Source organism: Neorhizobium tunisiense (assembly GCF_039631515.1).
Classification (GTDB): domain Bacteria; phylum Pseudomonadota; class Alphaproteobacteria; order Rhizobiales; family Rhizobiaceae; genus Neorhizobium.
Map to the genome: position 1 here is coordinate 98,412 of NZ_JBDIUU010000002.1, position 26,801 is coordinate 125,212.

Consider the following 26,801-nt stretch of genomic DNA (forward strand, 5'->3'; position numbering starts at 1 on the left):
GGGTGTTTGGGGCCGTCCTCCGGTTTCCAACAGAGGCCGCAATAACACTTCACGGCATCTTTCGCGAAATGATCAGCGCATCGAGGATGCGCGCGCCTCTGCCCTCCGGCAGGACGGCCACCGGATTGAGATCGACCGCCTCGATATCGTCGCCGTACCGGGCCGCAAAGTCCGATATCTTGACCAGCAGCTCGGCGAGCGCCTTGCGATCCGCCTTCGGCGCACCGCGATAACCTTGCAGCAGCGTTGCGAGCTTCGTCTCATCGATCATGGCGTCGGCGCGGGCAAGGTCGATCGGCAGGAGGTCGAAGGCGCCGTCGTTCACCAGTTCCACCAGCACGCCGCCGATGCCGACGACGAGGCCGAAACCGAAGGGTTCGTGGCGGACCAGGCCGACCAGTGTCTCGATACCGCCCGTCACCATTTCCTGCACCGAGACGCCGCGCAGTACGGCGTCGGGAGCATAGGCACGGGCGTTTGCCATGATGGCGTCGAAGGCGGTGCGGGCTTCCGCTTCAGAAGCGATGCCGAGCTTCACGCCGCCGGCGTCGGTCTTGTGAAGAATATCCGGCGACTCGATCTTCATGACCACCGGGAAGCCGAGTCGTCTGGCTGTTTCTGCGGCTGTATTCGCATCCGTGACGAGGTGCTCCTTCGGCACCGGCAGGCCCTCGGCGGCGAGCCGCGCCTTGGCTTCGCGTTCCGTCAGGGTGCCTGCGGGCAGGGATTTCGTTTCCAATGCAGTCACGCCGGGCCACGAGACGGCGCGGTCTTGCGTCATAAGACTGCGAACGGCCGTCAGCGCGCTTTTCGTGCCTCGCAGAACCGGGACGCTCGCAAGCTTTGCCTCGACATCCGCATGATGCCCGGAGGAGAGGTTGCTCATGAACACGACCGGCGCCTTGCCTGTTTCCGCATAGTCGGAAACCGCTTCGGCGATGCCGAGATATTCGGACGCGCAGAAATCGTCGAGGCCGGCAGGCGCATCCTGCGTCGCGACGATCAGGCCGATCGACGGATCGTCCGCGAGCGCGTGCAGGACATCGCGATAGATCCCCTCGTCGGCGAAGACGATGCCGGTCGTATCGAGAGGGTTCTGCGGTGTGGCAAAGGGTGGCAACAGTGCCTTTACCCGGGCAACCGTTTCCGGCTGCAGATCGGGCAGTGAAAGGCCGACTTCGTCGGCGATATCGGAGACATGCGCCACGCCGCCGCCGGAGACGCCGACGATCGCGACGCCGGGGTTGGCCGGTCGGTCCTTCAGCATCAGGCAGAGCGTCGCCGTCTCCATGAAGCCGTCCATGTCCGGTACTTCGATGATGCCGACCCGGCGGAAGAAGGCGCGGTAGGCGTCGTTGCTGCCGGCGAGCGACCCGGTATGGGCGGCGGTCGCCTGGGCGCCCCGCTCCGAGCGGCCGGCGCGGAGCGCGATGACCGGCTTGTTTGCCGCGTGCATTTTCTCCATCGCGGCGGCCAGCCTTTCGGGCTCGCGGATGGCCTCGATGACGATGCCGACGGCGCTGGTCTCGTCATCCGTTGCCAGGAAATCGAGGTAGTCGGAAATATCGGTCGCGGCGCTGTTGCCGGAGGAGACGATGTGGCTCAGCCCGAATCTTCCGGTATTCCCGAGGGCAATTGCGCTGGCGCCGGAATGGGAGAGGATCGCGAACCGGCCTTTCTGGAGATTGGTCGAGAGGCTGGAGGAATAGAGTGCCGCGCCAGAACCGAGATTGAAGAGGCCGAGGCAGTTCGGGCCGCAGATCGCCATGCTGTAGCGCTCGGCGATCTCGACCAGTTGCCGCTGTCGTTCCCGGCCGGCGTCGTCCAGCTCGGCGAAGCCTGAAGCCAGTACGACAGCCGCCTTGACACCGGTGCGTCCGGCTTCTTCGAGAGCCGCGATCACCTTGTCGGCGGCGATCCCGATCACGGCCACATCCGGAGGCATATCCAGTGCGGAGAGGGAGGGCGAGGCGCGGAGTCCGAAGATCGCCTCGGCCTTGGGGTGCACCGGGATGATCTTCCCCTGATAACCGAAGCGCACCAGGTTTTTCATCACGAAGCCGGACGAGGCGTCGGCGCGCTCGGTGGCGCCGACGACTGCGATGGAGCGCGGCGCCATCAGGGCCTGCATTGCCTCAGGCGTGTTGGCCGCCATGGCCAAGGCCTCAGTCGAGGCCCTTGAAGGGATCGTCGCGGAAGGCGAGGTATTCCTTCAGAGACATCTTTGCGAGGTTCGCCATCCATTCGCGGCCCTGCCGGGTCACGTGGAGGGCGGCGATCGCCTCGATATTGTACTGGAAGGAAGGCATCAGGCCGGCGACCATCTGCTGGTTGTTGATCGAGGCCTTGGTGTATTTCAGCGCCGGCACCGGCATGCGGGCCAGCTTGCGGGCGAGGTTCTCGGTCTTTTCCTTGAGCTGATCGGCCGGCACGACCTTGTTGATCAGGTGCATGCGCAGCGCTTCCTGCGCATCCACCATGTCGCCGGTGAACATCAGCCAGCGCACGTCGCGGGTGGCGAGCAGCCAGGGCATCATCAGCGCCGGCGGGCCGGAATTGTGGCGCACTTCCGGTTCGCCGAACTTGGCGTTGTCTGCGGCGATCGCCAGATCGCAGCACATCATCAGCTCCAGGGCGCCGGCAAGCGCGTAACCGTTGACCGAGGCAATGACCGGGATCGGCGCACGCCAGATATTGAGCAGCGCTTCGGCATTTTCCGTCATATCCACGCGCCAGAAGTCGATATCGACGTCGAAATCGTCGCCCTGCAGGTCGTAGCCGGAGGAGAAGGCGCGGCCCGCGCCGGTAATGACCAGTGCGTTGACGTCCGGGTCTGCGACGGCTGCGGCAACAGCGGCGTCGATCTCGCGGATCACCGTCTTGTTCATCGCATTCATCTTGTCGGGGCGATTGATGGTGATCGTCGCGAACTTGTCAGTCAAATCCTTCTCGTAAAGGATCGTCTCGTAGCTCATGGCAGTTCCCCTTGTTCCTGAAATTACTTGCCGACCTTCTTCAGCGCCGCGTAGGCGACGGCCATCTTCGCGGCGAGCCGCGCATTGTTCTTCACCAGCTCGATATTGGCCTTGAGGCTCTCGCCCTTGGACAGTTCGTTGATGCGGGCGAGCAGGAAGGGCGTCAGTTCCTTGCGGCCGATGCCGCGTTCGTCGGCTTCGCGCACCGCGTCCGAGATCGTGCCGTCGATGAAGTCAGGCGTCAGGGCAGCCGCTTCCGGGATCGGGTTGGCGATCATCAGGCCGGTGCCGGTGCCGAGCTGGTGGTGCAGATACATGGCCCTGGCGATCTCCTCCGGCGTATCGAGCCGGTGGTCGGCCTTGAAGCCGCTCTTTCGGGTGAAGAAAGCCGGGAAATCGTCGGTGCCGTAGGCGATGACCGGGACGCGCTGGGTTTCGAGATATTCGAGCGTCTTGGCGATATCGAGGATCGACTTGACGCCTGCGCAGACCACGGCGGTTTTCGTGCGGCCGAGCTCCGTCAGGTCGGCGGAAATGTCGAAAGTCTGTTCGGCGCCGCGATGCACGCCGCCGACGCCGCCGGTGGCGAAAATGTCGATGCCGGCGAGATCGGCCATCAGCATGGTGGCGGAAACCGTGGTGCCTGCCGACTGGCCGCGCACCATGGCGACGGCGAGGTCGCGTCCGGATGCCTTCACGACGCCCTTGGCCTGGGCGAGTTCTTCCAATTCGCTATGTTCCAGGCCGACGCGCAGCTCGCCGTTGACGACGGCGATGGTGGCCGGGATCGCGCCGTTCTCACGGATCACGGCCTCGACGCCGAGCGCGGTTTCGAGATTGGCCGGGTAGGGCATGCCATGGGTGATGATGGTCGATTCCAGCGCCACGACCGGACCGCCTGCGGCGATCGTCTCGGCCACTTCGCGGCTCAGCTTCGGTTTGATGAGGGCCATTTCGGTATTCCTTAGATCGATGTTCGGCGACTGAGATTCAGCCGGCCAGTCGGTGCATATTGGCTTCCAGGAAGCGTTCGGACAATTCCGTATGGACGCTTGCGGTGCTTTCGGTCGTCAGCGTGCCGAGCAGCGCGCCGGTGCGGGCCGCATGATAGGTATCTTCGCCGTGCAGGATGCGGTGCAAGGTGCCGGCGATCATGGCGTCGCCCGCGCCGGTGATGTCGACCGGCCGGGCATGTACGGCCGGGAAGGTTCTGGCGCCTTCGGTGCCGGCAACCGCAATGCCGCGTGGACCCATGGTGACGACCGCCTCGCGCGCTCCGGCGGCCTGCAGGGCGATCGCCGCTTCCTTTGCGTCATCGATCGTTTCATGCGCGTTGCGCCCGAGGACCGCGTTCGCCTCGTCGATGTTCATGAACAGGAGGTCGATGCCGGTGAGGTCCCTTGGTAGGCGGGCCGCCTTGGGTGTCGAGACCGCGTCGATCGCCAGCCGGAAACGGGCACCCTGGCGCTTGGCGATGAGGGCTGAAAGAGTCTCGGCGGGCAGATTGCAGTCGGAAAACACCCAGCTTGCGGCGGCGAGATGCGGCCAGATGCGCTCGATATGGCTCGGCAGCAGCAGATCGAAAATGCTCATGTCGGCAATGCCGAGCACGAGGTCGCCCTTGGTGTCGAGGATCGCGGCATATTCCGCCGTCGGGCGCTCGGTGGTGGTGATGATCTGGCTGACATCGATGCCGCGGTCGCGCATGTGCTTCAGGACGGCCCGCCCGCCTTCGTCGTCACCGACGATCGATACGAAACTGGTCGTGGTGCCGAGTAGCGCCAGGTTTTCCGCCACGTTGCGGGCGACGCCTCCGAGGCTTCTTACGCCATCGACCGGGTTCGAGGTTTCGAAGACCAGATCCTGCTTGGCGCGGTACTTGCGGTCGAGCACAGCGCCGCCGATGCAGACGGCGCGGGTTTCGGCCGGCATCACATAACCGCGGCCGAGGATATAGCCCTTCTGCATCAGCTGGACGATGTGGGCGGCGACCGTCGAGCGCGCCAGCCCGAGCATGGTGGCGATCTCCTGCTGGCCCGCGAACGGGTTGTCCTTGATGATTGCCAGGACGGCCGCTTCCTGTGGCGCAAGGTCATCCATGTTCAGTCGATCGTCCTTGGGGCGTCCTTGGGTAGAGAACCGCGTTGCAACTTCGTTAATTTTGATATGGACAACAACAGATGTTTTTGTCAACATCTGTTTGTCAGATGTGAATTGGAGGAAGGCCGTGCCCGTTTCTAGTGCCAATCCCGCGTCATCCCATGGTGCCGTCCCCGGCATTCCGGTGATCGATGTCGGCCCCTTCATCCGCAATGAGCCAGGTGCCGCCGCGGTCGTGAAGACGATTGAAACGGCCTGCCGCGATACCGGCTTCTTCCTCGTCACCGGTCACGGCGTTTCGCCCCAAGCGACATCGAGGCTCTACAATCTCGCCCGCGCCTTCTTCGACTACCCGCAGGATTGGAAGACGACGCAAGGGCGCGGTGCCGGCGTTCTCGGTGGCGTTTCCTTTTCGCCGATTGCCGAGGAGGCGCTTGCCGCGACGCTTGGGTTCAAGACGCCGGGCGACTACAAGGAAAGCCTGAACTTCGGCCGGAACCTTCCCGGCGATACCTGGCCGGACCGGCCGGACGGTCTGGAACAGGCATTCCGCGATTATTTCAAGGAAATGGAAATTCTCGCCAAGCATATGCGCCGCATCTTCTGCCAGGCGATCGGGCTCGACCAGGATTATTTCGAGCCCTCTTTCGAAAACCATCTCTCGGCACTGCGTGTCATCAACTACCCGGAACAGGACGAATCGCCGCTGCCGGGGCAGATGCGCGCCGGCGTCCATACCGACTATGGTTTCATGACCATCCTGCGCTCGGAGGCTTCGGCCGGCGGCTTGCAGGTGCGCAACCGCGATGGCGAATGGCTGGATGCCCCGTCGATCGAGGGCGCCTACGTGATCAACATCGCCGATGCGTTCATGCGCTGGACGAATGACGAATGGGTGTCGACGCCGCACCGCGTCGCCAATCCGCCGACCGGTTTCAAGGGCACTGCGCGGCGCCAGTCGATCCCGTTCTTCCTCAATCCGGCCAAGGATACGGTAATTGAGTGCCTGCCTCCCTTCGTAAAGGGTGGCGCCAAATATGAGCCGATCAGCTATGGCGAATACATCGACCTGAAGACGAAACAGGCTTTTTCGAAAGGCTGATCGACGACTAAACTCGACTGAACCCGTGCGCAGAAGCGGAACACCGCCGGCACCTATCGATCAAAGATCGTAACAAGGGGAACTGGACATGATGGATTTGACACGGCGGCAAACGCTTGCCGGAATGGGTGCACTCGCTGCGGCCGGCCTTTTCGGCCTTCCGGCACGGGCGCAACAGAAGACGCTGGTCGTGCCGACGCTCGGCGGCGTGTGGGAACAGTACTGGCGTTCGACCGTCGGTCCCGCCTTCACCAAGCAGACAGGCACGGCGGTGACGCTCGACGTCGGCAACGGCCGCGTCTGGGGCGCCAACCTGCGTGCGGCGGGCGCTGCCAAGCCGCCCTATTCGATCGTGATGACCAACGAGGTGTTCGCCTCCGGCTTGCGCAAGGAGGGCTTTTTCGAAAAGCTCGACCTCACCAAGCTGCCGAACTACGCCGATCTCTATCCGCTGGCCAAGAAGACCGACGGCTGGGGCGCGATCGGTGCCGTTTCGCCGATCGGCATCGGCTACCGTACGGATCTGGTGAAGACCAAGCCGAAATCCTGGAAGGACCTCTGGAACAATCCGGAGTTCAAGGGCAAGATCGGCCTCTACAACTTCGCCAACAGCGCCGGCAAGATGGAACTGCTGCTGTTTTCGAAGATTTTCGGCAAGGACCAGTATGACGTCGATGCCGGTTTTGCAGCACTTCAGAAGCTCGGCTCGGTGATCCAGGTGGACTTCAACATGTCGACCGGCCTGGCTTCCGGCGAAATCGTCGTCGCGCCGTTCGACTTCGGCGAAATCGCCCGCCTGCGCCGCCAGGGCCTGCCGGTCGACTGTATCATCCCGGAAGAGGGAATGTTCATGTTTGACCAGACCATCAACATCCTCGCCAACGCCCCGGAAAAGGAGCTGGCCTACCAATACGCCAACTTCCTGCTGTCGCCGGAAGTGCAGGGGATGATGATGAAGGAATTCTTCATCTCGCCGACCAATTCCAAGGTGGTCGTGCCGGCCGAGCTCAAGGTCGACGTACCGGTTTCCGGTGCCGACATGGACAAGATTCTCACCTGGGACTGGGGCTTCGTCAACGAGAAGCAGGGCGAGCTCGCCGAACGCTGGGCGAAGACCGTCAAGTGATTTCCCCAACTGCGATCATGGCCTGCCATGAGGACAGGCCATGATCGGCTTTTTTCGGGGTCCGGCTCTTCAAATGGAAAGTGGAATTTCATGACAGAGGTTAGCATCGAAAAGCTGACCAAGGACTACGGGCAGGGGCCTGCGGTCAACAGCATTTCGATCAAGATAGCGGAGGGCGAGTTCATCTCGCTGCTCGGGCCGTCGGGATGCGGCAAGACGACGACGCTGAAGATGATCGCCGGTTTCGAGGATGCGACCGAAGGAGCGATCCGCTTCGACGGGCGTGACGTCGTGCATATGCCGGTCGAAAAGCGCGATATCGGCATGGTCTTCCAGAACTATGCGCTCTTCCCGCACATGACGGTCGAGAAGAACCTCGCCTTCGGGCTGGAGATGCGCAAGATTGCGAAGGACGAGATCCGTGCCCGCATCGCAAAGGTGCTGGATATGGTGCAGCTCACCGGTTATTCGGAGCGTTATCCGCGCCAGCTCTCCGGCGGTCAGCAGCAGCGCGTGGCGCTTGCCCGCGCTCTCGTCATCGAGCCGAAGATCCTTCTGCTCGATGAGCCGCTCGCCAATCTCGACGCCAAGCTGCGCGAGGAGATGCGCGTCTTCATCCGCGACCTGCAGCGACGGGTCGGCATCACTACCGTTTACGTCACCCACGACCAGGCCGAAGCCATGACAATGTCCGACCGGGTGGTGGTGATGTTCGGAGGCCGTATCGCCCAGATCGGCACGCCCTCGGATATCTACGAGCGGCCGGCCAATCTGGAAGTCGCCGAGTTCGTCGGGCAGGTGAACATCATCCGCGGCAAGGTCGGCAACAGCGTCGTTTCGACCGCCTTCGGCGACGTGCCGGTCAGCGGAGATTTTGCCGACGGTGTCGAGTTGATGCTGGCTCTGCGTCCGGAAGCGGTCGAGCTTCTGCCGGTCAACTCAGGCGCCTCAGGCGCGTCGGCAAAGGTTCTGTCCAGCTATTATTCCGGCAGCCTCGTCGATTACCGGCTGGAGCTGGCAGGCGGGACCGTCGTCAACGTCCAGACCTTTCCGCGCACTCGGTTCGCCGATGGCGACGAGGTGCTCGTGCATGCGCCGGCCGATCGCTTCTGGCCGCTCGGAAGTGCGGCATGAATGCGCCCGCCAAGAAACGCATTGGACCGCTACTCCTGATCGCGCCTGCCGCGATCCTGCTCGGCGTATTCCTGGTGCTGCCCTATCTCAACATCGTCGTCATGAGCTTCCGCATGCCGGGGCAGGGAACGCCTTATGGGCCGGGCTTCACCTTTGGCAATTACGGAAAATTCTTCTCGGACTTCTTTTATGTCCAGCAGGTGATCAACACGCTGTGGATCGGCTTCCTGACGACCTTCATATGCCTGGTCCTCGGTTATCCGGTCGCTTGGCAACTCGCGCGCGGGGCCTCGGTCTTTCGCGCCTTCGGTTATGCGCTGGTGCTCTCGCCGCTGCTCGTCGGCATCGTCATCCGCAGTTACGGCTGGACGATCCTGCTCGGCAATAACGGCATCATCAACCGCACGCTGGCGGGCTGGGGCCTGATCGATGGGCCGTTGCCGCTGATGTACAACGCGCTCGGCATCATCATCGCGCTGGTGCATGTCTTCCTGCCCTTCATGATCCTGCCGATCATGAGCGCCATCCAGGGCATCGATCCGTCGCTTGAGGCGGCTGCCCGTTCGCTCGGGGCGTCGAAGGTCACCTCCTTCCGGCGCATCACCCTGCCTTTGTCGCTGCCGGGCATCCAGGCGGGCTGCATCCTCGTCTTCGTGCTATCGCTCAGCGCCTATGTGACGCCGTCGCTGATCGGTGGCCTGCGGGTCAAGACGATGGCGGTGACGGTGGTGGATGCGCTGATCGATACGTTCCAGTGGCCGTTCGGTTCGGCGCTGGCGCTGATGCTGTCGGTAACCGGCGCGATCGTCGTTGTGATCTTCGGTCGGCTGACCGTCATGAAATGGAAGGCTTGAGACGCATGTCGAAACCGTTCTTCACCGTCTATTGCCTGGTCATCTACGCCTTCCTGCTGGCGCCGATTGCGGTCGTCGTCATCGCCTCGTTCAATGCCGGCGCCTTCCTCACCTTTCCGCCGCAGGGGCTGTCCTTCCGCTGGTATCTCGTGTTCTTCAACAACGAGGTGTTCATGCGGGCGATCCGCACCTCGCTGTGGATCGCGGCGCTGACCATGGTGATCTCCGGGATCATCGGCACGATGGCGGCGATGTTCTACGTGACCCATGCCGGCAAGCTCAAGGAAACGGTGCGTGTCGCCATGCTGGCGCCGCTTCTGCTGCCGGAAGTGCTGACCGCGATCTCGCTGCTGTTCTTCGTCTATTCGGTCGGCCTCGGCACTCAGAACCTTGTCGGCATGGTCGTCGGTCACGTGCTGATCACGCTGCCCTTCGTGTTCATCAACGTCTCGGCCTCGATGGAAAGCTACGATCCCGCCTGGAGCCTTGCGGCGCAAAGCCTGGGCGCAGGACGCTTCACCCGCTTTAGGCGCATCATGCTGCCGCTGATCAAGCCGGGCGTCATCGGCGGCTGCCTGTTCGCCTTCATCATCTCCTTCGACATCTTCACCATCTCCTTCATGCTGAAGGGGGTCGGCATGTCGACGCTGCCGATTCAGCTGTTCGACTACCTGCGCACCAACTTCACACCCGAAGCGGCGGCCGTCTCGACCTGCTCGATCGTGCTGACGATGGCGGTGGTGGTTATCTCGGAGAAGGTGCTGGGCCTGCGCATCCACCGCTTCTAGGCGTTTAGAAGAGCTTGCCGCGGGCAGTGACCGGCCAGAGTGCCTCGACGCGGCCGTTCCTCACGCAGACATACCAGTCGTAGAGATTGCAGGTCGGGTCGCAATGGCCCGGCACGAGGCGCAGCCGGTCGTTGAGTTTCAGCGTATCCTGCGGGTCCTCGATCTTGCCGTGCTCGTCCGATGCGCTGACGAACTTGAGGTCGGGGCGTTCGAAGACGGTCGGCAGGCCGCTGTCGATCGAATGGGCTTTCAGGCCCGCGTCGCAGACGGCGCGGCCGGAGGCCGGCTTGCTCATGATCGAGGTCAGCACGAAGAGCGCATGTTCGAAACCGCCGACGGTGCCATTGCCCTCGGTCGCGCGGACGCGGGCATAATCGGCATCCATGAAGATATAGGAGCCGGGCTGGATCTCGTTATAGAGGCCGGACGCGCCTTCGAGATTGTGGGTCCCGGTGCCTGCTCCGGTAACGATCTTCGGCTCCAGTCCTGCGTCGCGCAACAGGTCTGTTGTCTCGCGCGCCATGCCGATCGCCTTGTCGATTGCGGCCCGGCGCTCCGCCGGATCGTAGATATGCTGGGCGCTGCCGTGATAGGCCTGGATGCCAACGAAGGCGAGGTTCGGCGCCGCAGCGACCATCTTTGCCAGTTCGACGGCCGGCGCGCCGGGCAACACGCCGCAGCGGCGGGCGCCGCAATCGATCTCCACCAGCACGTCGAGCGTCGCGCCATGCCGGGCAGCCGCTTCGGAAAGCGAGGCGACGGCTGCCGGGTCATCGACGCAGATGGTGACATGGGCGCTCTTCGCGAGCCGCGCCAGCCGGTCGATCTTTTTCGGATCGGCGACTTCGTTGGCGACGAGCACGTCGGTGACGCCGCCGCGCACCAGCGCTTCTGCTTCGGACACTTTCTGGCAGCAGATGCCGACGGCGCCGCCGCTCTGCATCTGGTAAAGCGCGACATCGGCCGACTTGTGGGTCTTGGCATGCGGGCGCAGGCGCACACCCATCACCTCGGCATAAACCTTCATCCGCTCGACATTCCGTTCGAAGGCGTCGAGGTCGATGATCAGCGCCGGGGTCTGGATGTCGTCAATGATGTCACCGACGGCTGCCGGTACGTCGTAGCCTATGTCGAGGTCGCTGGGAGAGGAGGTCATGAGATCGGATCCGCAATGAGATGGCGCGACGATAGGTTCCTCGCTTCGCCCAGGCAATCGCCGCCCTGCAATTTCATTCAAGATCGACGATCGGTTCTTCGGTAGCGATGGGCAAACACCTTGAAAGGACAGTCCATGAGCCCGGAATTCCTGATCACCTCCCTCATCGTCGTCGCCTCGCCGGGCACCGGCGTGCTGATCACACTCGCTGCCGGCCTGTCCCGCGGCGCGCGGGCGAGCCTCATTGCCGCTTTCGGCTGCACGCTCGGCATCCTGCCGCACATGATCGCGGCGGTCTCGGGCCTTGCAGCGCTGCTGCATGCCAGCGCCCTGGCCTTCGAAGTCATCAAATATCTCGGCGTCACCTACCTGCTGTTCATGGCGTGGCAGGTGCTTAAGGAGAAGGGGGCGCTGACGGTCGAGACGGACCGGACGCCGAAATCCGTCCGGCAGGTCATCGTGTCGGCCATTCTCGCCAATCTTCTCAACCCGAAACTGTCGATCTTCTTCTTTGCCTTCCTGCCGCAGTTCGTCGCCCATGACGAGGCCGCACCCGTTCTGCGCATGACCGAGCTCAGCCTCGTCTTCATGCTGATGACCTTCGGCGTCTTCGTTCTCTACGGGCTGTTCGCCGCCTCGGTGCGCAATCACGTGATCTCGCGCCCGAACATTCTTGCCTGGATGCGCCGCGTCTTCGCCGGGGCCTTCGTTCTTCTCGGCGCGCGGCTTGCGCTTTCGGCGCGATAGTTATTACCTGCCGCGTAATTGAGATGATGCATGCCCTCCCGCATGATCCCCCTGCCTGCAACGAGCCGGGCGATCTCAAGGAGAAAAGACATGACCGATGCGAACACCAATGCCGAACGTTATCTCGCCATCTGGAACGAGACCGATGCCATCCGCCGCAAGGCGATGATCGCCGAGGCCTGGGCGGAGGACGGGTTCTACGTCGACCCGCTGATGCGCGGCGCAGGCCATGAAGGGGTAAGTTCCCTGGTCGAGGGCGTCCAGGCGCGGTTTCCGGGCTTTCGCTTTACGCTGATCGGCCCGGCCGACGGTTATGACGACAACCTGCGCTTCTCCTGGGGGCTTGGTCCGGAAGGTGGCGAGGCGCTGATCAAGGGCACGGATTTCGCCACCCTGGAAAACGGCCGGCTGAAGTCGGTCTACGGGTTCCTCGACCAGGTTCCGGCCGCCGCATGACAACGCTAACGTCCGCCCGCCCTCTCGGTGATTTCCTGCGCGACTGGCGCCGCCGCCGGCGCATGAGCCAGCTCGACCTGGCGCTGGAGGCCGATATCTCGCAGCGTCACCTGAGCTTCATCGAAAGCGGGCGGGCGGCCCCGAGCCGGGACATGGTGCTGCATCTGGCGGAGCGGCTCGACGTGCCGCTCCGCGAGCGTAACCCGATGCTGCTCGCCGCCGGTTTCGCGCCGGTCTTTGCCGAGCGCAGGCTCGACGATCCGGCACTCCAGCCGGCGCGGCGGGCGATCGATATGGTGCTGAAGGGTCACGAGCCGTTTCCGGCACTCGCGATCGACCGGCACTGGACGCTGGTCGCCGCCAATGCCGCGGTGGCGCCGCTGCTTGCAGGCGTCGCGGACCGGTCGCTGATCGAGGGGCCGGTGAACGTCCTGCGGCTCAGCCTGCATCCTCGGGGCCTTGCGCCTCACATCGCCAATCTTGTCGAATGGCGCAATCACCTGCTCGAACGGCTGCACCAGCAGATCGCTGCGACGGGTGACCGTATTCTTCAGATACTGCTGGAAGAGCTGTCCGGCTATCCGATGCCGGAAGGGGCGGCGAAATCGGTGCCGAGACACGATTATGCGGGTATTGTCGTGCCGATGGAATTGCGGACGGAGGCCGGGGTTTTGTCCTTCATCTCGACCACGACGGTCTTCGGAACCCCGGTGGATGTGACGCTGTCGGAACTGGCGGTCGAATCCTTCTTTCCCGCCAATGACGAAACGGCCCGGCTCCTGCGCCAGATGGCAGAGGCCGGGCCGTCGAAGAGCGACAGTTAAGCGCCTCAAAGAGAGACGCTTTGGTCAGCGGATCAGAATTCCGTCCACTGAGATTCGGCGGTTGCGGCGGCTGCGCCGCCGCCGAAGGAATTGCTGACGCGCTGCGCAAGGCGGCGAGCCGGGGATTCCTGCGGAGCCGCATTGCGGCCGACCGGGGCCGGAGCGGAGCCATAGGCCGGCCGCTGCTGCATTCCGGAACGCTGGCTGCCTTCCGAAAGCTTGAAGCGGGTGAGGAGATCACGCAGCTTGGTGCTTTCCGAGGCGAGGTTGGCGCCGGCAGCATTGGTTTCCTCGACCATTGCGGCGTTCTGCTGGGTCACCTGGTCCATCTGGTTGACGGCCGTATTGACTTCGGCGAGGCCGACCGACTGTTCGCGGGCGGCGGTGGCGATGGCATTGATATGCTCGTTGATGGTGATGACGTGGGATTCGATCGTCTTCAGCGCGTCGCCGGTCTCGCGCACCAGCTTCACGCCGTTCTGGACCTCGGTACCCGACTTGCGGATCAGATCCTTGATCTCCTTGGCGGCATTGGCCGAACGCTGGGCGAGTTCGCGGACTTCCTGGGCGACGACCGCGAAACCCTTGCCGGCGTCACCGGCACGGGCTGCTTCGACGCCGGCATTCAGCGCCAGGAGGTTGGTCTGGAAGGCGATCTCGTCGATCACGCCGATGATGTTGGAGATCTGGCTGGATGATTGTTCGATGCGCTGCATCGCATCGACAGCGTTGGCGACGACCGCGCCCGACTGGGCGGCGCTGGAATTTGCCTGCAGGGCGATCGTCTTTGCTTCGTCCGCACGCTTGGAAGAGTTCGAGACGTTAGCGGTGATTTCGTCGAGGGCGGCGGCGGTCTCTTCGAGCGAGGCTGCCTGCTGTTCGGTCCGCTTGGAAAGGTCGTCGGCGCTCTGGCTGACTTCACGCGAACCGCTGTCGATCGATTGGGCGGAGCCGGCGACTTCGGAAAGCGCTGCGCCGAGGCGGGACACGGCGGAGTTCAGGTCTTCGCGCAGGGCTTCGAAATCCGGAGCGAAGGGCTCGTTGAGCTGGAAGGCGAGGTCGCCGGAGGCAAGGCGGCGCAGGCCGGCTGCAAGGCCGGAGGTCGCTTGCTGGAGGCGGGCCCGAGCGGAGGCTTCCGCCTCTTCCTGCAGGCGGATACGGTCGGCTTCGGCCTGGGCGCGGGCTTCCTCCGCCTGTTCCTGAAGCTGCCTGTTGGAGATCGCAGCCTGGCGGAAGACTTCCACGGCACCGGCCATCGCGCCGACTTCGTCCCGGCGTCCTGCAAAGGGGATTTCTGTAGCGGTGTCGCCGGCGGCAAGGCCGCTCATCGACGCCGTGATGCGCTGGATGGGGCGGGCGATACCGGACATCACGTAGACGGCGGCACCAACGATCAGCAGGAAGACAATGCCGAGGATGATTTCCATCGTGGTGAGCGCGGTGGAATAGGTCGTTTCCGCCTTGGCGGTTTCGAGGGCCGCTTCGTCCGTGTTCGACCTGACCAGCCTGGTCACGGCTTCCATGACCGGCAGGATGGTGACGCGCATCTTTTCCATCTCGACGCGGGCGCGGGCGTCGGAGGCCTTGCGGGAGAAGTCTAGCATCTTCTGCCCGTTGAGGACGTATTTGTCGATGCCCGCCTGGACCTGGTCGATGATCTGCTTTTCCTGATCGCTGGAGATCAGCGGCGTGTAGGTCTGGAGAGCAGCCTTGAGCGCGTCGGACTGCTGGGCGATCAGCTTTTCAGCAGTCTCCATGCCGAAGTCCGAGGTCGTCGTCAGATGGCCCATATAAGCGACCGTCATTCCGAGAAGGGCCGTCTCGATATTCTTCGAGGCCTGGACGCTCGGCATCGAGTTTTGCGAAATCGTCGTGAGATTTCCGGCGACATTGGAGAGCGAGGAAATGGCCGCCCAGGCGAGAACGGCGACGAGCGCCGCGATCGCGCCGAAGACGGCGATGAGCGAGCTGCGAATGGAGAGTCGGGACATGAGGTTCGGCTCCGGAAATGGTGAGGCCTCGAATGAGGCAACGCGTTTTCACGCGCAGATCTGATATCTGGCGGTGTGGGAAGAGAACCGGTTTCATACCGGCTCCTGCGCTACACCGGATGGCGGTCGCGCGGTAGCCGGGAGCTTAGGATCAAACTCTTTAACGACAGATTGAATTTTGATAGTATATAATGACTTTTGATAAATTTCGGCGCGAAAATTCGAAATTTCGTCTGGGCTATCCGTTTATTTTATAACAATAATATTGAAGCCGGATCATCTGAGTAACAGGTTACCTGTCAATCGGAGATTGCTTGATATTCCGTTCAAGTGACATGCGAAATCTAGCCTATCCGACCGGCCGATACGGTACGGATACGACGGGTTATCTGCGGGTCCGCAGGCCGTCCATCAGCAGGCCGATCAGGCGATGCGACCGCTCACGCCATTCGGGCGATTCCGGCATGGAATAGATACTCGACAGCGCGTGCAGGAGATCGGTCGTTTCGATGTCGCGGCGGATACACCCTTCATCGGCTGCGGTCTTCAAAAGACTTTCCAGCGCGCCGCGGATGAGGCCCGAGCCCTCGGAAAAAAGGGAGGAGTTGGAGGTCATGAGGATGCGCAGGCTGTTGGCCATGCCGCGTTTGGTGGCGATGTAGCCCACGAAGCGCCGCATCCATTCCTCGAGCGCCATGTCCGGCGAATGTTGCCTGGCAAGCTCGGTAGCGGCGCTCGCCAGGCCTTCAAGCTCACGGCGATAGACCACCTCGACGAGATGCTCGCGGCTGGGAAAATGGCGGTAAAGCGTGCCGATGCCGACGCCGGCCTGCCGTGCTATATCTTCCAGCGAAGTCTCGACGCCCTTTTCCGCAAAGGCTGCGGCCGCCACCTCGACCAGCTTTTCGCGGTTGCGGCGGGCATCGGCGCGAAGCCTGGTCGATGCGAGGGGTGTCGTCTTCGGCTCGGCCGAGGCCAAAATACTGCTCCAGGCAAATGGGGGCTTGACGAAAATCCGTAAGCCACTAGTTTAAACGGAGGCGCCTCCGATTATCCGGAGTGCCTTCCACTTCTTATTCCAGAGGGGGACGGATGTCATGCCGAAATGTGCCGGTGCTTCTCTCGGCCTGGCATCATCTAGGGCATCGCAGCCAGTCGGCCAGCCCGTCCCAGGCTTTAAATTCTTATTCTCGTGACAATGGCAGGAGCTTGATCCATGACACGAACCATTCATCTTTCGCTCGATATCAACGGGAGGCGGCACGACCTCGATGTCGAACCGCGTGTCACCCTGCTCGATGCGCTGCGCGAACATCTGGCTCTGACCGGCACCAAGAAGGGTTGCGACCAGGGCCAGTGCGGCGCCTGCACCTGTCATGTCGACGGCAGCCGTGTGCTTTCCTGTCTGACGCTCGCAGCCCAGGTCGAAGGCCGGCAGATCACCACGATCGAGGGGATCGCCGCCGAAAACGGCGAGCTGCACCCCGTCCAGGCCGCCTTCGTGGAGCATGATGCCTTCCAGTGCGGCTATTGCACGCCCGGCCAGATCATGTCCGCAGTCGCCTGCATCCGCGAAGGCCATGCGGGATCCGACGAGGAAATCCGCGAATACATGTCCGGCAATCTCTGTCGGTGCGGAGCCTATAACAGCATCGTCGCGGCGGTGCGCGAAGCGGCGGAGATGGCGTGATGAGGGACTTTTCCTATATCCGCGTCGCTTCGGCCGATGAGGCCCGCAATGCGGCGCTGCAGTCCGGCGCCATGCTGCTCGCCGGCGGTACGACGCTTCTCGATCTTGCAAAATGCGGCGTGATGGAACCGGAAACCGTCGTCGACATCACCCATCTCTCCGGTCTCGGCGGGATCGCGGTCGATGACAGTGGCGCCAAGATCGGCGCGCTTGCCAAGATGGGGGAGGTTGCCGATCACGCCGGCATCCGAGCTGCTTTCCCGGCAGTTTCGGAATCGCTGTCGCTGGCGGCGTCAGCCCAGATCCGCAACATGGCGACGATCGGCGGCAATCTGTTGCAGCGGACGCGCTGTTCGTATTTTCGCGAGCCGGACGTGTTTCCGGCATGCCACAAGCGCAATCCCGGCGCCGGTTGTTCGGCGATCGGCGGCGTTATCCGCAACCATGCCGTGCTCGGCACCAGCGACACCTGCATCGCCAGCTATCCCGGTGACCTCGCCGTCGCGCTCGTCGCCTTCGACGCCGTGGTTGAACTCGGCGGGCGGACCGTATCGGTCGATGACTTCTTCCTTCTGCCCGGCAACACGCCGGAGCGGGAAACCGTGCTGGCACGTGGCGAGATGATCACCGCGATCACCGTGCCGGCTTCGGCGGCGGCGAAGAATTCGACCTATCTCAAAGTCCGAGACCGTCAGTCCTATGAATTCGCCGCGGCGAGTGCAGCCGTCGGCCTGGAATTCGAAACGGACGGTAGGACGGTGCGCGATATCCGCGTCGCTCTCGGCGGCGTCGCCACCAAGCCGTGGCGGGCTCGCAACGTCGAACAGGCGCTGGTCGGCAAGGTTCTCAGCCTCGAAACCGTCGAGGCGGCCAGCCGGCTCGCCATGGAAGGCGCCGTTTCGCATGGCGCCAATCACTACAAGATCGAACTTGCGCCGCGCGTCGTCGCCCGCGCCATCCTGAAAGTTGGAGGTCTCGCATGACCATCATGGAACCCCGCAAACATGGCGATGCTTCCGACGGGACAGTCGGCGGCCGCCAGACGCGTTTCGAAGGCAATCTGAAGGTCACCGGCGGCGCGACCTATGCGCTCGAATATCCGGTCGAAGGTCTCGTCTACGCCATCCTCGTGCAGAGCACCGTTCCGTCGGGGCGCGTCGTCAAGGTTGATACGGAAAAGGCGCTTGCGGCCCCGGGCGTGCTGATGGTTCTGACGCCGGATGACGACCTGGGTCTCCTGGTTGCCTCCGACTGGGGTGGCAATCGCCCGGAAAACCAGCCTTATCATCCGCTGCCGCGGCAGGTGCAGTACAATGGCCAGTCGATCGCTGCCGTCGTTGCGGAAAGCCGCGAACAGGCGGTCGAGGCGGCAAAGCTGATCTGCATCACCTATGAGCGGACGGCGCATGTGGCAAGTTTCGACGACGCCGCTGCCGGTGAAGGCAAGGTGATGGACAACCTCACCTCAGGGTGGGGCGATGCCGAAGCTGCACTTGCGGCCTCACCCGTGCAGATCGAAGGTGAATATCGTACGCCGCGCGAATATCATGTCGCGATGGAGCCTCATGGGCTGACCGTGAAGTGGGATGGCGACCGGATCACGGTCTGGGAACCCAGCCAGTGGTCTCACGGCATGGCGCGCAGCTATTCCGAGTGGTTCGGCATTCCTTATGAAAATGTCCGCCTGATCTCGCCGTTCATCGGCGGTGGGTTCGGTTCGAAGGGGGCGGCTCTCGCATATGGCGCGGTGGCCGCCTTCGCGGCAAGAAAGCTTGGCCGGCCGGTCAAGCTTGCGCTCACGAGACCGCAGAATTTCACGAATTATGGCGGCCGCGCCGCGACGCGCCAGACGATCAAGATCGGCGCGACGGAAGACGGCATCCTTCAGGCGATCGTCCATCGTGGCGCCAACGAGACCTCCACCTATATGGACTGGCCGGAGCAGACCGGTGCTGCGACATCGATCCTCTACAAGGTCGAAAACTTCTCGTCGCAGCATCGGGTCGTGCCGGTCAACACCGTCACACCCGGCGCGCTGCGCGGCCCGGGCAAGAACCCCAGCGCCTTCGGCATCGAAAGCGCCATGGAGGAATTGGCCTACAAGCTCGGCATGGACCCGCTCGAACTGCGGCTCAAAAACTATGCCGACCGCGACTACCAGTCGGGGAAACCGTGGTCGACCCGCCGGCTGCGCGAGGCGCTGACCGAAGGTGCGGAAGCCTTCGGCTGGTCGAAACGCAGCCATGAACCACGCTCCATGCGCGACGGCAACCAGCTCATCGGCTGGGGCATCGGCTGCGGCACGTTCCCGGTCCTTCAGGCACCCAGCGAGGCGATGATCCGCATCCTCGGCAACGGCCGCGTCGAGGTGGTCAGCGGTGCGATCGACATGGGGCAGGGGACCTACACGATCCTTGCCCAGACGGCGGCCGAAGTGTTCGGCATTCCAGTCGACCAGGTCGAGGTTCATCTTGGCGACTCCCGGCTGCCGGGTTCGGCGATCGCCGGCGGATCGATGCTGGCAGGCTCGATCCTCGGCGCCGTGCACAAGGCGGCGACTGCGGCGCGGGACGAACTGATCGGGTTGGCGCTCAACGACGAAAAATCGCCACTGCGCTATACCGGCGCCAATACGCTGACCTTCAGCGGCGGCCGCATTGCCGTTCCCCGTGATCAAGGTCCGTCGCTCACGCTTTCAGAACTGATGGCGGCGCTCGGCCGCGACGAGATCGAGATTCTCAGGAACACGCTGCCGGATGGTGCTACCGCCCAGGAGCAACATCAGGCCTGGACGAGCATGGCAAGGGTCCAGGGGCCGACCATGGGCGAATTTTCCATGCACAGCTGGTGCGCCCATTTCGCCGAAGTGCGGGTGGACGAGGATTTTGGGACGGTCAGGGTCTCCCGCATCGTCTCGGCCTTCGACTGCGGCCGGCTCTACAATCCGCGGCTGGTGGAAAGCCAGTGGCGGGGCGGCATCATCATGGGCATCGGTCAGGCGCTCTTGGAAGAAGGTCTCGTCGACCAGCGCAACGGCCGGACGGTCAACAGCAACATGGGCGACTATCTCGTCCCCACCAACGCGGACGTGCCGCATATCGAGGTGATCTCGGTCGGTATTCCCGACTACGGCGCCTCGGCGCTGGGCGGCAAGGGCGTCGGCGAAGTCGGCATCGTCGGCGTCGCGCCGGCAATCGCCAACGCGGTCTTCCACGCGACCGGCAAACGTGTCCGCGATTTGCCGATTACATTGGAGAAGCTGATCTGATTGACGGGAGTGCGCCCAGCCAATCTCCCCCCTTGTGGGGGAGATGCCCGGCAGGGCAGAGGGGGGTGGTTCTACATACTCTTCGGCCAATGCATTCGCTGAACCACCCCCTCTGTCACCTCTGGTGACATCTCCCCCGCAAGGGGGGAGATGGGAGGACGCCGCACCGCCTCTATCTTCTCTTCAACATATTCGCCACACCAATACTCCCCGCAAACCGCTCAGCCAACCGCTCCTTCCGGAAATGCTCGACCACGAAGTCGATAAAGACGCGGGTCTTTGCCGGCAGCAGCGTTTTGCTGGCGTAGTAGATCGAGATCGGCCCGATATCCGCATACCAGTCGGGCAGCAGGCGGACGAGCGTACCGCTCTCCATATACGATAAGGCATCGGGCATCGCGATCATGGCGACGCCGAGGCCGAGGCCTGCGGCGTGGGCAATGGCGGCTGGGTCGTTGAGCACCATCTTTTCCCTCAGCACCACCGGCATTTCGTCGCCGCCGGCATTTCGCATCACCCATTGGCGGATACGGCCGGTATTGGAAGAGCGCATCTGGATGCCGTCGAGGTTCACAAGGTCCGCCGGATTGGCGGGGATGGGTCTGTCCTTCATGTAACCGGGTGATGCGACCGAAACGATATGTGCCGGCGCGAGCACCCGGGCGACCGTGCCGGGCGCCAGTTCGAAGCCGCCACCGATCGCCGCGTCGTAACCTTCCGCGATCAAGTCCACCTGGCGGTTCTCGAACGTCCATTCCGGTCGGATGAGCGGATAACGAGTGGTGAATTCCGGCAGCAGGGGCAGGATATAGTCTGTTCCGAAATGCGGGCTCATGCTGACCTTCAGCACGCCGGCCGGCTCCGCGGCTTCCGATGAAACCCCTTCTATTGCCGCCTGCAGCGCCTCGACGTGGTCCCGGATGTCCGACAGAAAGCGTTCGCCCGCTTCCGTCAGCGTCAGCCTTCGCGTGCTGCGTTGGAAGAGGCGGGTGCCGAGGTTCCTCTCGAGCATCGCGACATTGCGGCTGACGGCCGCGGGCGTCCGTGCCAGCCGCCTGGCCGCAGCGGAGAAGCCGCCGAGTTCGGCGCTGCGCACGAAGGACTGCAGATTGGCGAGGCTTTCCATGGCGAGCCGATTTTCAATGATTGCTTGAAGATGATTGGCATTATTACCGGCTTATCGAAGGCCAATCCAGAGGCGATATTCCCGTCATCGAAACACGCGGAGTATCACATAATGACCATCGGTATCATCGGCGCCGGCAATATCGGCGCTGCTTTCGCCCGCGCTCTCGCCCGCAGCGGCGTGCGCGCCACCATCGCCAACAGCCGCGGCCCGGCCTCGCTTGCAGAACTGACGGCCGAGCTTTCGCCGTGGATTTCCGCCGGCACGATCGAGGAGGCCGCCAGCGCCGACATGGTGCTGATCGCGGTTCCCTGGTCGAAATTGCCGGCTGCCCTTGCCGGCCTGCCGGACTGGAACGGCCGGATCGTCATCGATGCGAACAATCCGATCGAGTCGCCGCTCTACAAACCGGCCGAACTCAATGGCCGCCTTTCCAGCGAGATCGTCGCCGACCTCGTGCCGGGCGCCCGGGTGGTGAAGGCGTTTAATCATCTGTTCGCGAAGCTGGTCGAGGCCGATCCGTCTTCCGAGGGCGGCAAGCGGGTGCTGTTCTATTCGGGCGACGATGCGGCGGCAAAAACGGAAGTCGCTGCCTTGGCGGAGAAGCTCGGCTTCTTCGGCATAGACCTCGGGCCGCTATCGGTCGGGGCCAAGCTGGCGCAGTTCCCGGGCGGCCCGCTGCCGGGACTGAACCTCGTCAATTTCGGCTGACCCTCAGTCGTCCGAATAGCGCTCCTCGGACCAGGGGTCGCCGCGCAGGTGGTAGCCGTTCTTCTCCCAGAAGCCGGCCTGGTCCCGGTCCAGGAATTCGATCCGGTTCAGCCATTTGGCGCTCTTCCAGAAATAGAGGTGCGGCACGACCAGCCGCACCGGCCCGCCATGCTCCTCCGTGAGTGGCTTGCCTTCCCACTCTGTGACAATGATCGCATCCGGCGAGGCGAAATCGGAGAGCAGCAGGTTGGTGGTATAACCGTCATAGCTTGTCAGCATGACGGCAACCGCCTCCTCCTGTGGATCGACGAGATCGAGGAAATCGTGCGTCGAGACGCCTTTCCAATTGTTGTCGTAGCGCGACCAGGTGGTCACGCAATGGATGTCGGAGCGCATCTCCGTCTGCGGCAGGGACTGGAACGCCGCCCAGTCCAAAGTTTTCCGGTTGTTGACCAGGCCGCGCACATCGAGTTTCCACCGCTCGGTCGAAACTTGCGGCTGCTGGCCGAGATCGAGCACCGGCCAGTTCTTGACCAGATGCTGGCCGGGCGGCAGGCGGTCGGTTTCCGGCCGTGTGATCCGGCCTGTCAGGAACTTGCCTTGTTCCGCCCATTTCCGCTTGGTGATGGTGAGCTTCGAATCTTCAGGCTCAATCTCGTCGGCCATATCCGGTTCTCCTTGCGTCGCCTGATAATCTGATAAACAAGAAAGGCAATCAATTGCCTGTTCGGAAAATCCTGTTCTCGGAAGATCATGCCTGCCTTCAATCCTCTTATCGAAAAGCTCAGCCCTCCGCCCGTTCCCTCCGTCGCCGCCTGGGGGCGTGCCTATGACGGGTCCAAGGGTCCGCTGATCGATCTCTCCCAGGCCGTACCCGGTTATCCGGCCCATCCGGGCATGCTGAAGCTGCTCGGCGAGGCCGGTTCCTCAAAAGCCTTTACCGGATACGGCCCGATCGAGGGCGAGGCGGAACTGCGGACCGCTTATGCGGCGCATGTCTCGGAGGTTTATGGCGCAGGCATCGGCCTCAAGAACATTCACATCACGTCCGGCTGCAACCAGGCTTTCGTCTGTGCAGCGATGACGGTGGCCGGTCCCGGCAATACGGTGCTGATGACTGAGCCCTTCTATTTCAACCACGAAACGACGCTGGCGATGATGGGCGTCAAAACCGCCTTCGTCGCTTGCGAGGCGGCGAACGGTTTCCTGCCGGACCTCGTGGGGCTTGAAGCTGCGATCACCGGCGAGGTGCGGGCGCTGGCGCTCGTCTCGCCCAACAATCCGACGGGGGCGATCTATCCGCCGTCGCTGCTCGAGGCGATCTTCAAGCTCTGCCGGGACAAGGGTATCTGGCTGATCCTCGACGAGACCTATCGCGACTTTCTGCCCGTCGCAGGCCAGGCGCCGCACACGCTGTTCAGCCTCGACGGCTGGGAAGATACGCTGATCAGCCTCTACAGCTTTTCGAAATCCTTCTGCATCCCAGGCCACCGGCTCGGGGCGATCACCGCCGGTCCGGTCGCGGTCGAACAGATCGCCAAGATCATGGACAACCTGCAGATCTGCGCGCCGAGGGCGGCCCAGGCTGCCGTCGCCAAGGCTCTGCCGCTGCTTGCCGACTGGCGCGAGGAGAACCGGCAGGAGATCGGCCGCCGTGCGGATGCGCTGAAGGCGGTGATGCGCTCCGTCAACGACTGGAAGCTCGATGCGATCGGCGCCTATTTCGCCTTCGTGCGGCATCCCTTCCCGGGCAGGACTTCCGCAGAAGTGGCGGAAAAGCTTGCCAGGCAGGCGGGCGTGATCTGCATTCCGGGCGCCTATTTCGGCGAAAGCCAGCAGAATTACCTGCGCTTCGCCTTCGCCAATGCGGACGTGCCGACGATCGGGCGGTTGCGAGAACGTTTGCAGAACTTTTCCCTATCGTGAGCCTGAGCGTCCGTATATAAGCGGATCATGGTTCAAAGAGCAGGCAGCGCCGATCTTCCGCTTCACGGCGGCCGGGTTCCCCGGTGGCTTGGCGAGCGCATGACGAAGCTCGGCGCCGTGATCACCCAGGCGATCGTCATCGAATACGGCCGTGACGAACTTCTGCGGCGGCTGGCGCATCCCTTCTGGTTCCAGTCCTTCGGCTGCATCATGGGCATGGACTGGCATTCTTCCGGCATCACCACCAGCGTTCTCGGCGCACTCAAGCGTGGGCTGACGCCGATGGCCGGCGAACTCGGCATCCATGTCTGCGGCGGCCGCGGCAAAAATTCGAGGCAGACGCCGGACGAACTTGTCGCGATCGGAAACCGCGTCGGCATCGACGGTGCCGGCCTTGCGATGACCAGCCGTCTGGTTGCCAAGGTGGACAGCGCCGCGGTGCAGGACGGGTTCGATCTTTACCTGCACGGTTTCATCGTTGCCGATGACGGCAAATGGGTCGTGGTGCAGCAGGGCATGAACGGCGACAAGCGCCAGGCCCGACGTTACCATTGGATTTCCGAGGGGCTGAAGAGCTTCGTCGATTCCCCGCATGCGGCGATCGAAGGCCGCGGCCAGGGCGAGATCGTCAATCTCGCCGATCATCGTGCCGAGGCCTCAAGGAAAGGCCAGCTCGACCTGCTGGCGACACTCGGGCCGGACCGAATCGTCCGCGAGGTGATCGCCATCGAGCCGGCCCGCAGGGTAAAGGAACTGGCGCAGCCGATGCTGCCGCATCTGATCATGCCGGCGCATCACGATGTCCGCGAGGAGGACGTCAACATGAGACGGCTGCATGGCACGCTGGCGGCGGCGGCCGATCGCGGCCCGGAGGATTTCGAGAACCTGCTGCTGATGCCGGGCGTCGGCGCGCGGACGGTCAAGGCTTTGGCCATGGTCGCCGAGGTGGTGCATGGCGCGCCCTGCCGTTTTTCCGATCCGGCGCGGTTTTCGCTTGCTCACGGCGGCAAGGACCGGCATCCGTTTCCGGTGCCACTGAAAGTCTATGACGAGACGATCAAGGTAATGAAGTCGGCGGTCGGCAAGGCCAAGCTCGGGCGCGAGGAGGAGATGCAGGCGCTGAAACGGCTCGACGACCAGGCACGTCGGATGGAACGCTACGTGACCGGCCCGGACTTGAAGGAAATCGTCGCCGGCGAATTCCGCCAATCGCACGAATGGGGCGGCCGCAGCGTCTTCGGTTGGGAGCCGCCGGCGGAAGAGACCGCCAATTTTCCAGGATCAGCCGATTACTTGAAGGGATCGTAACCGGGCTTTTTGTAGACGAGTTCCGGCTGCCCCTGGATATCCGGCACGTAGACCTTGTCGGTCCAGTCGTCCCTGGGGAAGTCCTGGATCGCGACCGACACGGAACTCTCGGCAGAGCCGAGGGCGGTCATAACCGCTTTGGTCACCTCAGCCGTCAGCGCCTGCTTCTGCTCTTCGGAGCGGCCCTCGATCATTTTGACGATAACATGGGGCATGTTGCGCTCCTCCGATGGGCAGTTTTGAATTTCGCTGAAAGCGGGCATAGCCCGTCTCGTTCGCGGATTTCAATCGGGAACTCCGGTCACGCCATCGGAGTTGTCGCGCGGTCCCTGCCAGTGGATGCGATGCGGCCGGCGAGGTCGGCGATACGGTCCATGGCGGTTGCAACCACATCGTCCGGGACCGTCAGCGAGATGCGCAGGAAGCCCGCGGCCTGGTCGCCGAAGGAGGTGCCGGGCATGACGGCGACCTTTTCCCCGCGCAGTAGTTCCCAGGCGAATTCCTCGCCGTTGAGGCCGGTGGCGGTCACGTCGAGCAGGACAAACATGCCCCCTTCCGGCGGCATCGGCTTGACGAGATTGCTGCCGGCAAAGGCCTTCTCGACGATCAGGGCACGGCGGCGATAGTTTTCCCGCATCACGTCGGCGGTGTCGAAATGCTGCGACAGAGCCATGGCGGTCATGTCGGAGATGAAGGGCTGCACGCCGAAGAGCATGGTCTCGGAAACCGGCAGCAGTCTTTCACAGAACTCTTCCGGACCGGCTGCCCAGCCGCTGCGGAAGCCGGGGGCTGCGTGCGACTTGGAAATGGACGACACGACGATGGTGCGTTCTGCCAACGCCGGAATGTCGAAGGGGGAGGCGAAGGGCGTGCCTTCGAAGATCAGTTGTTCATAGACCTCGTCCGAAACGATCCAGAGGTCATGCTTGCGGCAGACCTCGCCGATGGCGGCGATCTCGGTGGCGGTCAGCACCGCGCCGGTCGGGTTGTGCGGCGTGTTGAGGAGAAGCACGCGAGCCTCCGGCGTGATCGCCCGTTCGAGATCCTCGGCCTGCAGGTGGAATTTCTTTTCAGGGCGCAGCGGCACGGGGATCATATGCGCGCCGGTGGAGGCGATGACACCTTCATAGGTCGCATAGAGGGGATCGCCGACGAGCACGCCGTCGCCGGCTTCGACGAGACCGGTCATGACGCCGTAGAGCGCGGTCTGGGTGCCGGGGAAACAGAGAAAATTGCGCTCGGTGACACCTGGCCGGCGCTTAGAATATTTCTCGACCAGCGCCTTCAGCACCGGCGGCTCGCCGCGGCCGTTGGAATAACGGGTACGGCCGGCATACATGGCGCGCGCCGCCTCGTCGAGCAGAGCCTTGTCCGGTTTGACGTCCGGTTCGCCGATGGTGAGCTCGATGATGTCCTCGCCCGATGCCTGCATGCGGCGGGCGGTCAGGTGGAGTGCCCAGCGGCCGGAACCGAGATGGGCGAGGCGGTCGGTGATCGAGGCATAACGCATCGGTGTTTC

At 63.2% G+C, this 26,801-nt stretch carries 25 protein-coding genes; 14 read left to right on the forward strand and 11 right to left on the reverse strand.

The window, feature by feature from the left end; all coding sequences use genetic code 11:
- Nucleotides 1-49: 49 nt before the first annotated feature.
- Genes ABCW43_RS09535 through ABCW43_RS09550 form a run of 4 tightly spaced genes read right to left on the reverse strand, consistent with a single transcriptional unit; the run spans nucleotide 50 to nucleotide 5,075 of the window.
- On the reverse strand, nucleotides 50-2,155 hold the full coding sequence (locus ABCW43_RS09535; RefSeq protein WP_345923566.1) for an acetate--CoA ligase family protein: 2,106 nt from the start codon (nucleotides 2,153-2,155) through the stop codon (nucleotides 50-52).
- A 10-nt stretch (nucleotides 2,156-2,165) separates the two neighbouring features.
- Complete coding sequence (locus ABCW43_RS09540; protein ID WP_345923568.1) at nucleotides 2,166-2,975, reverse strand: enoyl-CoA hydratase/isomerase family protein; 810 nt, start codon at nucleotides 2,973-2,975, stop codon at nucleotides 2,166-2,168.
- 23 nt (nucleotides 2,976-2,998) lie between these two features.
- Nucleotides 2,999-3,928, reverse strand: coding sequence for a pseudouridine-5'-phosphate glycosidase (locus ABCW43_RS09545; RefSeq protein ID WP_345923570.1), 930 nt, complete (start codon nucleotides 3,926-3,928; stop codon nucleotides 2,999-3,001).
- A 37-nt stretch (nucleotides 3,929-3,965) separates the two neighbouring features.
- Nucleotides 3,966-5,075 (reverse strand): carbohydrate kinase, encoded by a 1,110-nt coding sequence (locus tag ABCW43_RS09550; protein ID WP_345923571.1) that lies wholly within the window; start codon nucleotides 5,073-5,075, stop codon nucleotides 3,966-3,968.
- 127 nt (nucleotides 5,076-5,202) lie between these two features.
- Here ABCW43_RS09550 and ABCW43_RS09555 point away from each other — a divergent pair, with 127 nt between their 5' ends.
- From ABCW43_RS09555 to ABCW43_RS09575, 5 genes are all read left to right on the forward strand, one after another.
- Nucleotides 5,203-6,177 (forward strand): isopenicillin N synthase family dioxygenase, encoded by a 975-nt coding sequence (locus tag ABCW43_RS09555; RefSeq protein ID WP_345923573.1) that lies wholly within the window; start codon nucleotides 5,203-5,205, stop codon nucleotides 6,175-6,177.
- Nucleotides 6,178-6,265: 88 nt separating this feature from the next.
- Nucleotides 6,266-7,303, forward strand: coding sequence for an ABC transporter substrate-binding protein (locus ABCW43_RS09560; protein WP_345923575.1), 1,038 nt, complete (start codon nucleotides 6,266-6,268; stop codon nucleotides 7,301-7,303).
- A 90-nt stretch (nucleotides 7,304-7,393) separates the two neighbouring features.
- A complete protein-coding gene (locus tag ABCW43_RS09565) occupies nucleotides 7,394-8,437 on the forward strand; it encodes an ABC transporter ATP-binding protein (RefSeq protein ID WP_345923577.1) in 1,044 nt (347 codons plus the stop codon).
- Nucleotides 8,434-9,291 (forward strand): ABC transporter permease, encoded by an 858-nt coding sequence (locus ABCW43_RS09570; RefSeq protein WP_345923579.1) that lies wholly within the window; start codon nucleotides 8,434-8,436, stop codon nucleotides 9,289-9,291. The genes ABCW43_RS09565 and ABCW43_RS09570 overlap by 4 nt, the downstream gene beginning before the upstream one ends.
- Nucleotides 9,279-10,079 carry an ABC transporter permease gene (locus ABCW43_RS09575; RefSeq protein ID WP_445738919.1) on the forward strand — a complete coding sequence of 267 codons (801 nt, stop codon included), beginning with the start codon at nucleotides 9,279-9,281 and terminating at the stop codon, nucleotides 10,077-10,079. Before ABCW43_RS09570 ends, ABCW43_RS09575 begins: the two co-directional genes overlap by 13 nt.
- 4 nt (nucleotides 10,080-10,083) lie before the next feature.
- On the opposite strand, the gene ABCW43_RS09580 is transcribed toward ABCW43_RS09575, so the two are convergent.
- On the reverse strand, nucleotides 10,084-11,235 hold the full coding sequence (locus ABCW43_RS09580) for a DSD1 family PLP-dependent enzyme (protein ID WP_345923583.1): 1,152 nt from the start codon (nucleotides 11,233-11,235) through the stop codon (nucleotides 10,084-10,086).
- Between the two features lie 135 nt (nucleotides 11,236-11,370).
- Between ABCW43_RS09580 and ABCW43_RS09585 the strand changes: the two genes are divergently transcribed.
- The 3 genes from ABCW43_RS09585 to ABCW43_RS09595 all read left to right on the forward strand — a co-directional run bounded on the left by ABCW43_RS09585 (nucleotide 11,371) and on the right by ABCW43_RS09595 (nucleotide 13,262).
- Entirely contained in the window at nucleotides 11,371-11,982 is a 612-nt protein-coding gene (locus tag ABCW43_RS09585; protein ID WP_345923585.1) for a LysE family translocator, read from the forward strand.
- Between the two features lie 90 nt (nucleotides 11,983-12,072).
- Entirely contained in the window at nucleotides 12,073-12,438 is a 366-nt protein-coding gene (locus tag ABCW43_RS09590; RefSeq protein WP_345923587.1) for a nuclear transport factor 2 family protein, read from the forward strand.
- Nucleotides 12,435-13,262 (forward strand): helix-turn-helix domain-containing protein, encoded by an 828-nt coding sequence (locus ABCW43_RS09595; RefSeq protein ID WP_345923590.1) that lies wholly within the window; start codon nucleotides 12,435-12,437, stop codon nucleotides 13,260-13,262. Before ABCW43_RS09590 ends, ABCW43_RS09595 begins: the two co-directional genes overlap by 4 nt.
- A 32-nt stretch (nucleotides 13,263-13,294) precedes the next feature.
- On the opposite strand, the gene ABCW43_RS09600 is transcribed toward ABCW43_RS09595, so the two are convergent.
- On the reverse strand, nucleotides 13,295-15,253 hold the full coding sequence (locus tag ABCW43_RS09600; protein WP_345923592.1) for a methyl-accepting chemotaxis protein: 1,959 nt from the start codon (nucleotides 15,251-15,253) through the stop codon (nucleotides 13,295-13,297).
- 385 nt (nucleotides 15,254-15,638) lie between these two features.
- Nucleotides 15,639-16,232 carry a TetR/AcrR family transcriptional regulator gene (locus tag ABCW43_RS09605; RefSeq protein WP_345923593.1) on the reverse strand — a complete coding sequence of 198 codons (594 nt, stop codon included), beginning with the start codon at nucleotides 16,230-16,232 and terminating at the stop codon, nucleotides 15,639-15,641.
- A 237-nt stretch (nucleotides 16,233-16,469) separates the two neighbouring features.
- Here ABCW43_RS09605 and ABCW43_RS09610 point away from each other — a divergent pair, with 237 nt between their 5' ends.
- Genes ABCW43_RS09610 through ABCW43_RS09620 form a run of 3 tightly spaced genes read left to right on the forward strand, consistent with a single transcriptional unit; the run spans nucleotide 16,470 to nucleotide 20,211 of the window.
- Nucleotides 16,470-16,943: a (2Fe-2S)-binding protein gene (locus tag ABCW43_RS09610; RefSeq protein WP_345923595.1), complete on the forward strand. Its 474-nt coding sequence runs from the start codon at nucleotides 16,470-16,472 to the stop codon at nucleotides 16,941-16,943.
- Entirely contained in the window at nucleotides 16,943-17,926 is a 984-nt protein-coding gene (locus ABCW43_RS09615) for an FAD binding domain-containing protein (protein WP_345923597.1), read from the forward strand. Before ABCW43_RS09610 ends, ABCW43_RS09615 begins: the two co-directional genes overlap by 1 nt.
- Entirely contained in the window at nucleotides 17,923-20,211 is a 2,289-nt protein-coding gene (locus ABCW43_RS09620; RefSeq protein WP_345923599.1) for a xanthine dehydrogenase family protein molybdopterin-binding subunit, read from the forward strand. The genes ABCW43_RS09615 and ABCW43_RS09620 overlap by 4 nt, the downstream gene beginning before the upstream one ends.
- Before the next feature lie 172 nt (nucleotides 20,212-20,383).
- Here the strand turns inward: ABCW43_RS09620 and ABCW43_RS09625 are convergent, their stop codons facing one another.
- Nucleotides 20,384-21,337 (reverse strand): LysR family transcriptional regulator, encoded by a 954-nt coding sequence (locus ABCW43_RS09625; RefSeq protein WP_345923601.1) that lies wholly within the window; start codon nucleotides 21,335-21,337, stop codon nucleotides 20,384-20,386.
- A gap of 111 nt (nucleotides 21,338-21,448) precedes the next feature.
- Between ABCW43_RS09625 and ABCW43_RS09630 the strand changes: the two genes are divergently transcribed.
- Nucleotides 21,449-22,048, forward strand: a complete 600-nt coding sequence (locus ABCW43_RS09630) for an NADPH-dependent F420 reductase (protein WP_345923603.1) — start codon at nucleotides 21,449-21,451, stop codon at nucleotides 22,046-22,048.
- 3 nt (nucleotides 22,049-22,051) lie between these two features.
- On the opposite strand, the gene ABCW43_RS09635 is transcribed toward ABCW43_RS09630, so the two are convergent.
- Complete coding sequence (locus ABCW43_RS09635) at nucleotides 22,052-22,714, reverse strand: sulfite oxidase-like oxidoreductase (RefSeq protein WP_345923605.1); 663 nt, start codon at nucleotides 22,712-22,714, stop codon at nucleotides 22,052-22,054.
- Nucleotides 22,715-22,801: 87 nt separating this feature from the next.
- Between ABCW43_RS09635 and ABCW43_RS09640 the strand changes: the two genes are divergently transcribed.
- Nucleotides 22,802-23,974, forward strand: a complete 1,173-nt coding sequence (locus ABCW43_RS09640) for an aminotransferase (RefSeq protein WP_345923607.1) — start codon at nucleotides 22,802-22,804, stop codon at nucleotides 23,972-23,974.
- A 27-nt stretch (nucleotides 23,975-24,001) separates the two neighbouring features.
- Nucleotides 24,002-25,282: a DUF763 domain-containing protein gene (locus ABCW43_RS09645; RefSeq protein ID WP_345923609.1), complete on the forward strand. Its 1,281-nt coding sequence runs from the start codon at nucleotides 24,002-24,004 to the stop codon at nucleotides 25,280-25,282.
- Here ABCW43_RS09645 and ABCW43_RS09650 read toward each other — a convergent pair.
- Together ABCW43_RS09650 and ABCW43_RS09655 are read right to left on the reverse strand one after the other, a co-directional pair.
- A complete protein-coding gene (locus ABCW43_RS09650; RefSeq protein WP_046629256.1) occupies nucleotides 25,264-25,497 on the reverse strand; it encodes a tautomerase family protein in 234 nt (77 codons plus the stop codon). The two genes, ABCW43_RS09645 and ABCW43_RS09650, sit on opposite strands and share 19 nt — an antisense overlap.
- A gap of 86 nt (nucleotides 25,498-25,583) precedes the next feature.
- Complete coding sequence (locus tag ABCW43_RS09655) at nucleotides 25,584-26,792, reverse strand: pyridoxal phosphate-dependent aminotransferase (protein WP_345923611.1); 1,209 nt, start codon at nucleotides 26,790-26,792, stop codon at nucleotides 25,584-25,586.
- Nucleotides 26,793-26,801 lie beyond the last annotated feature (9 nt).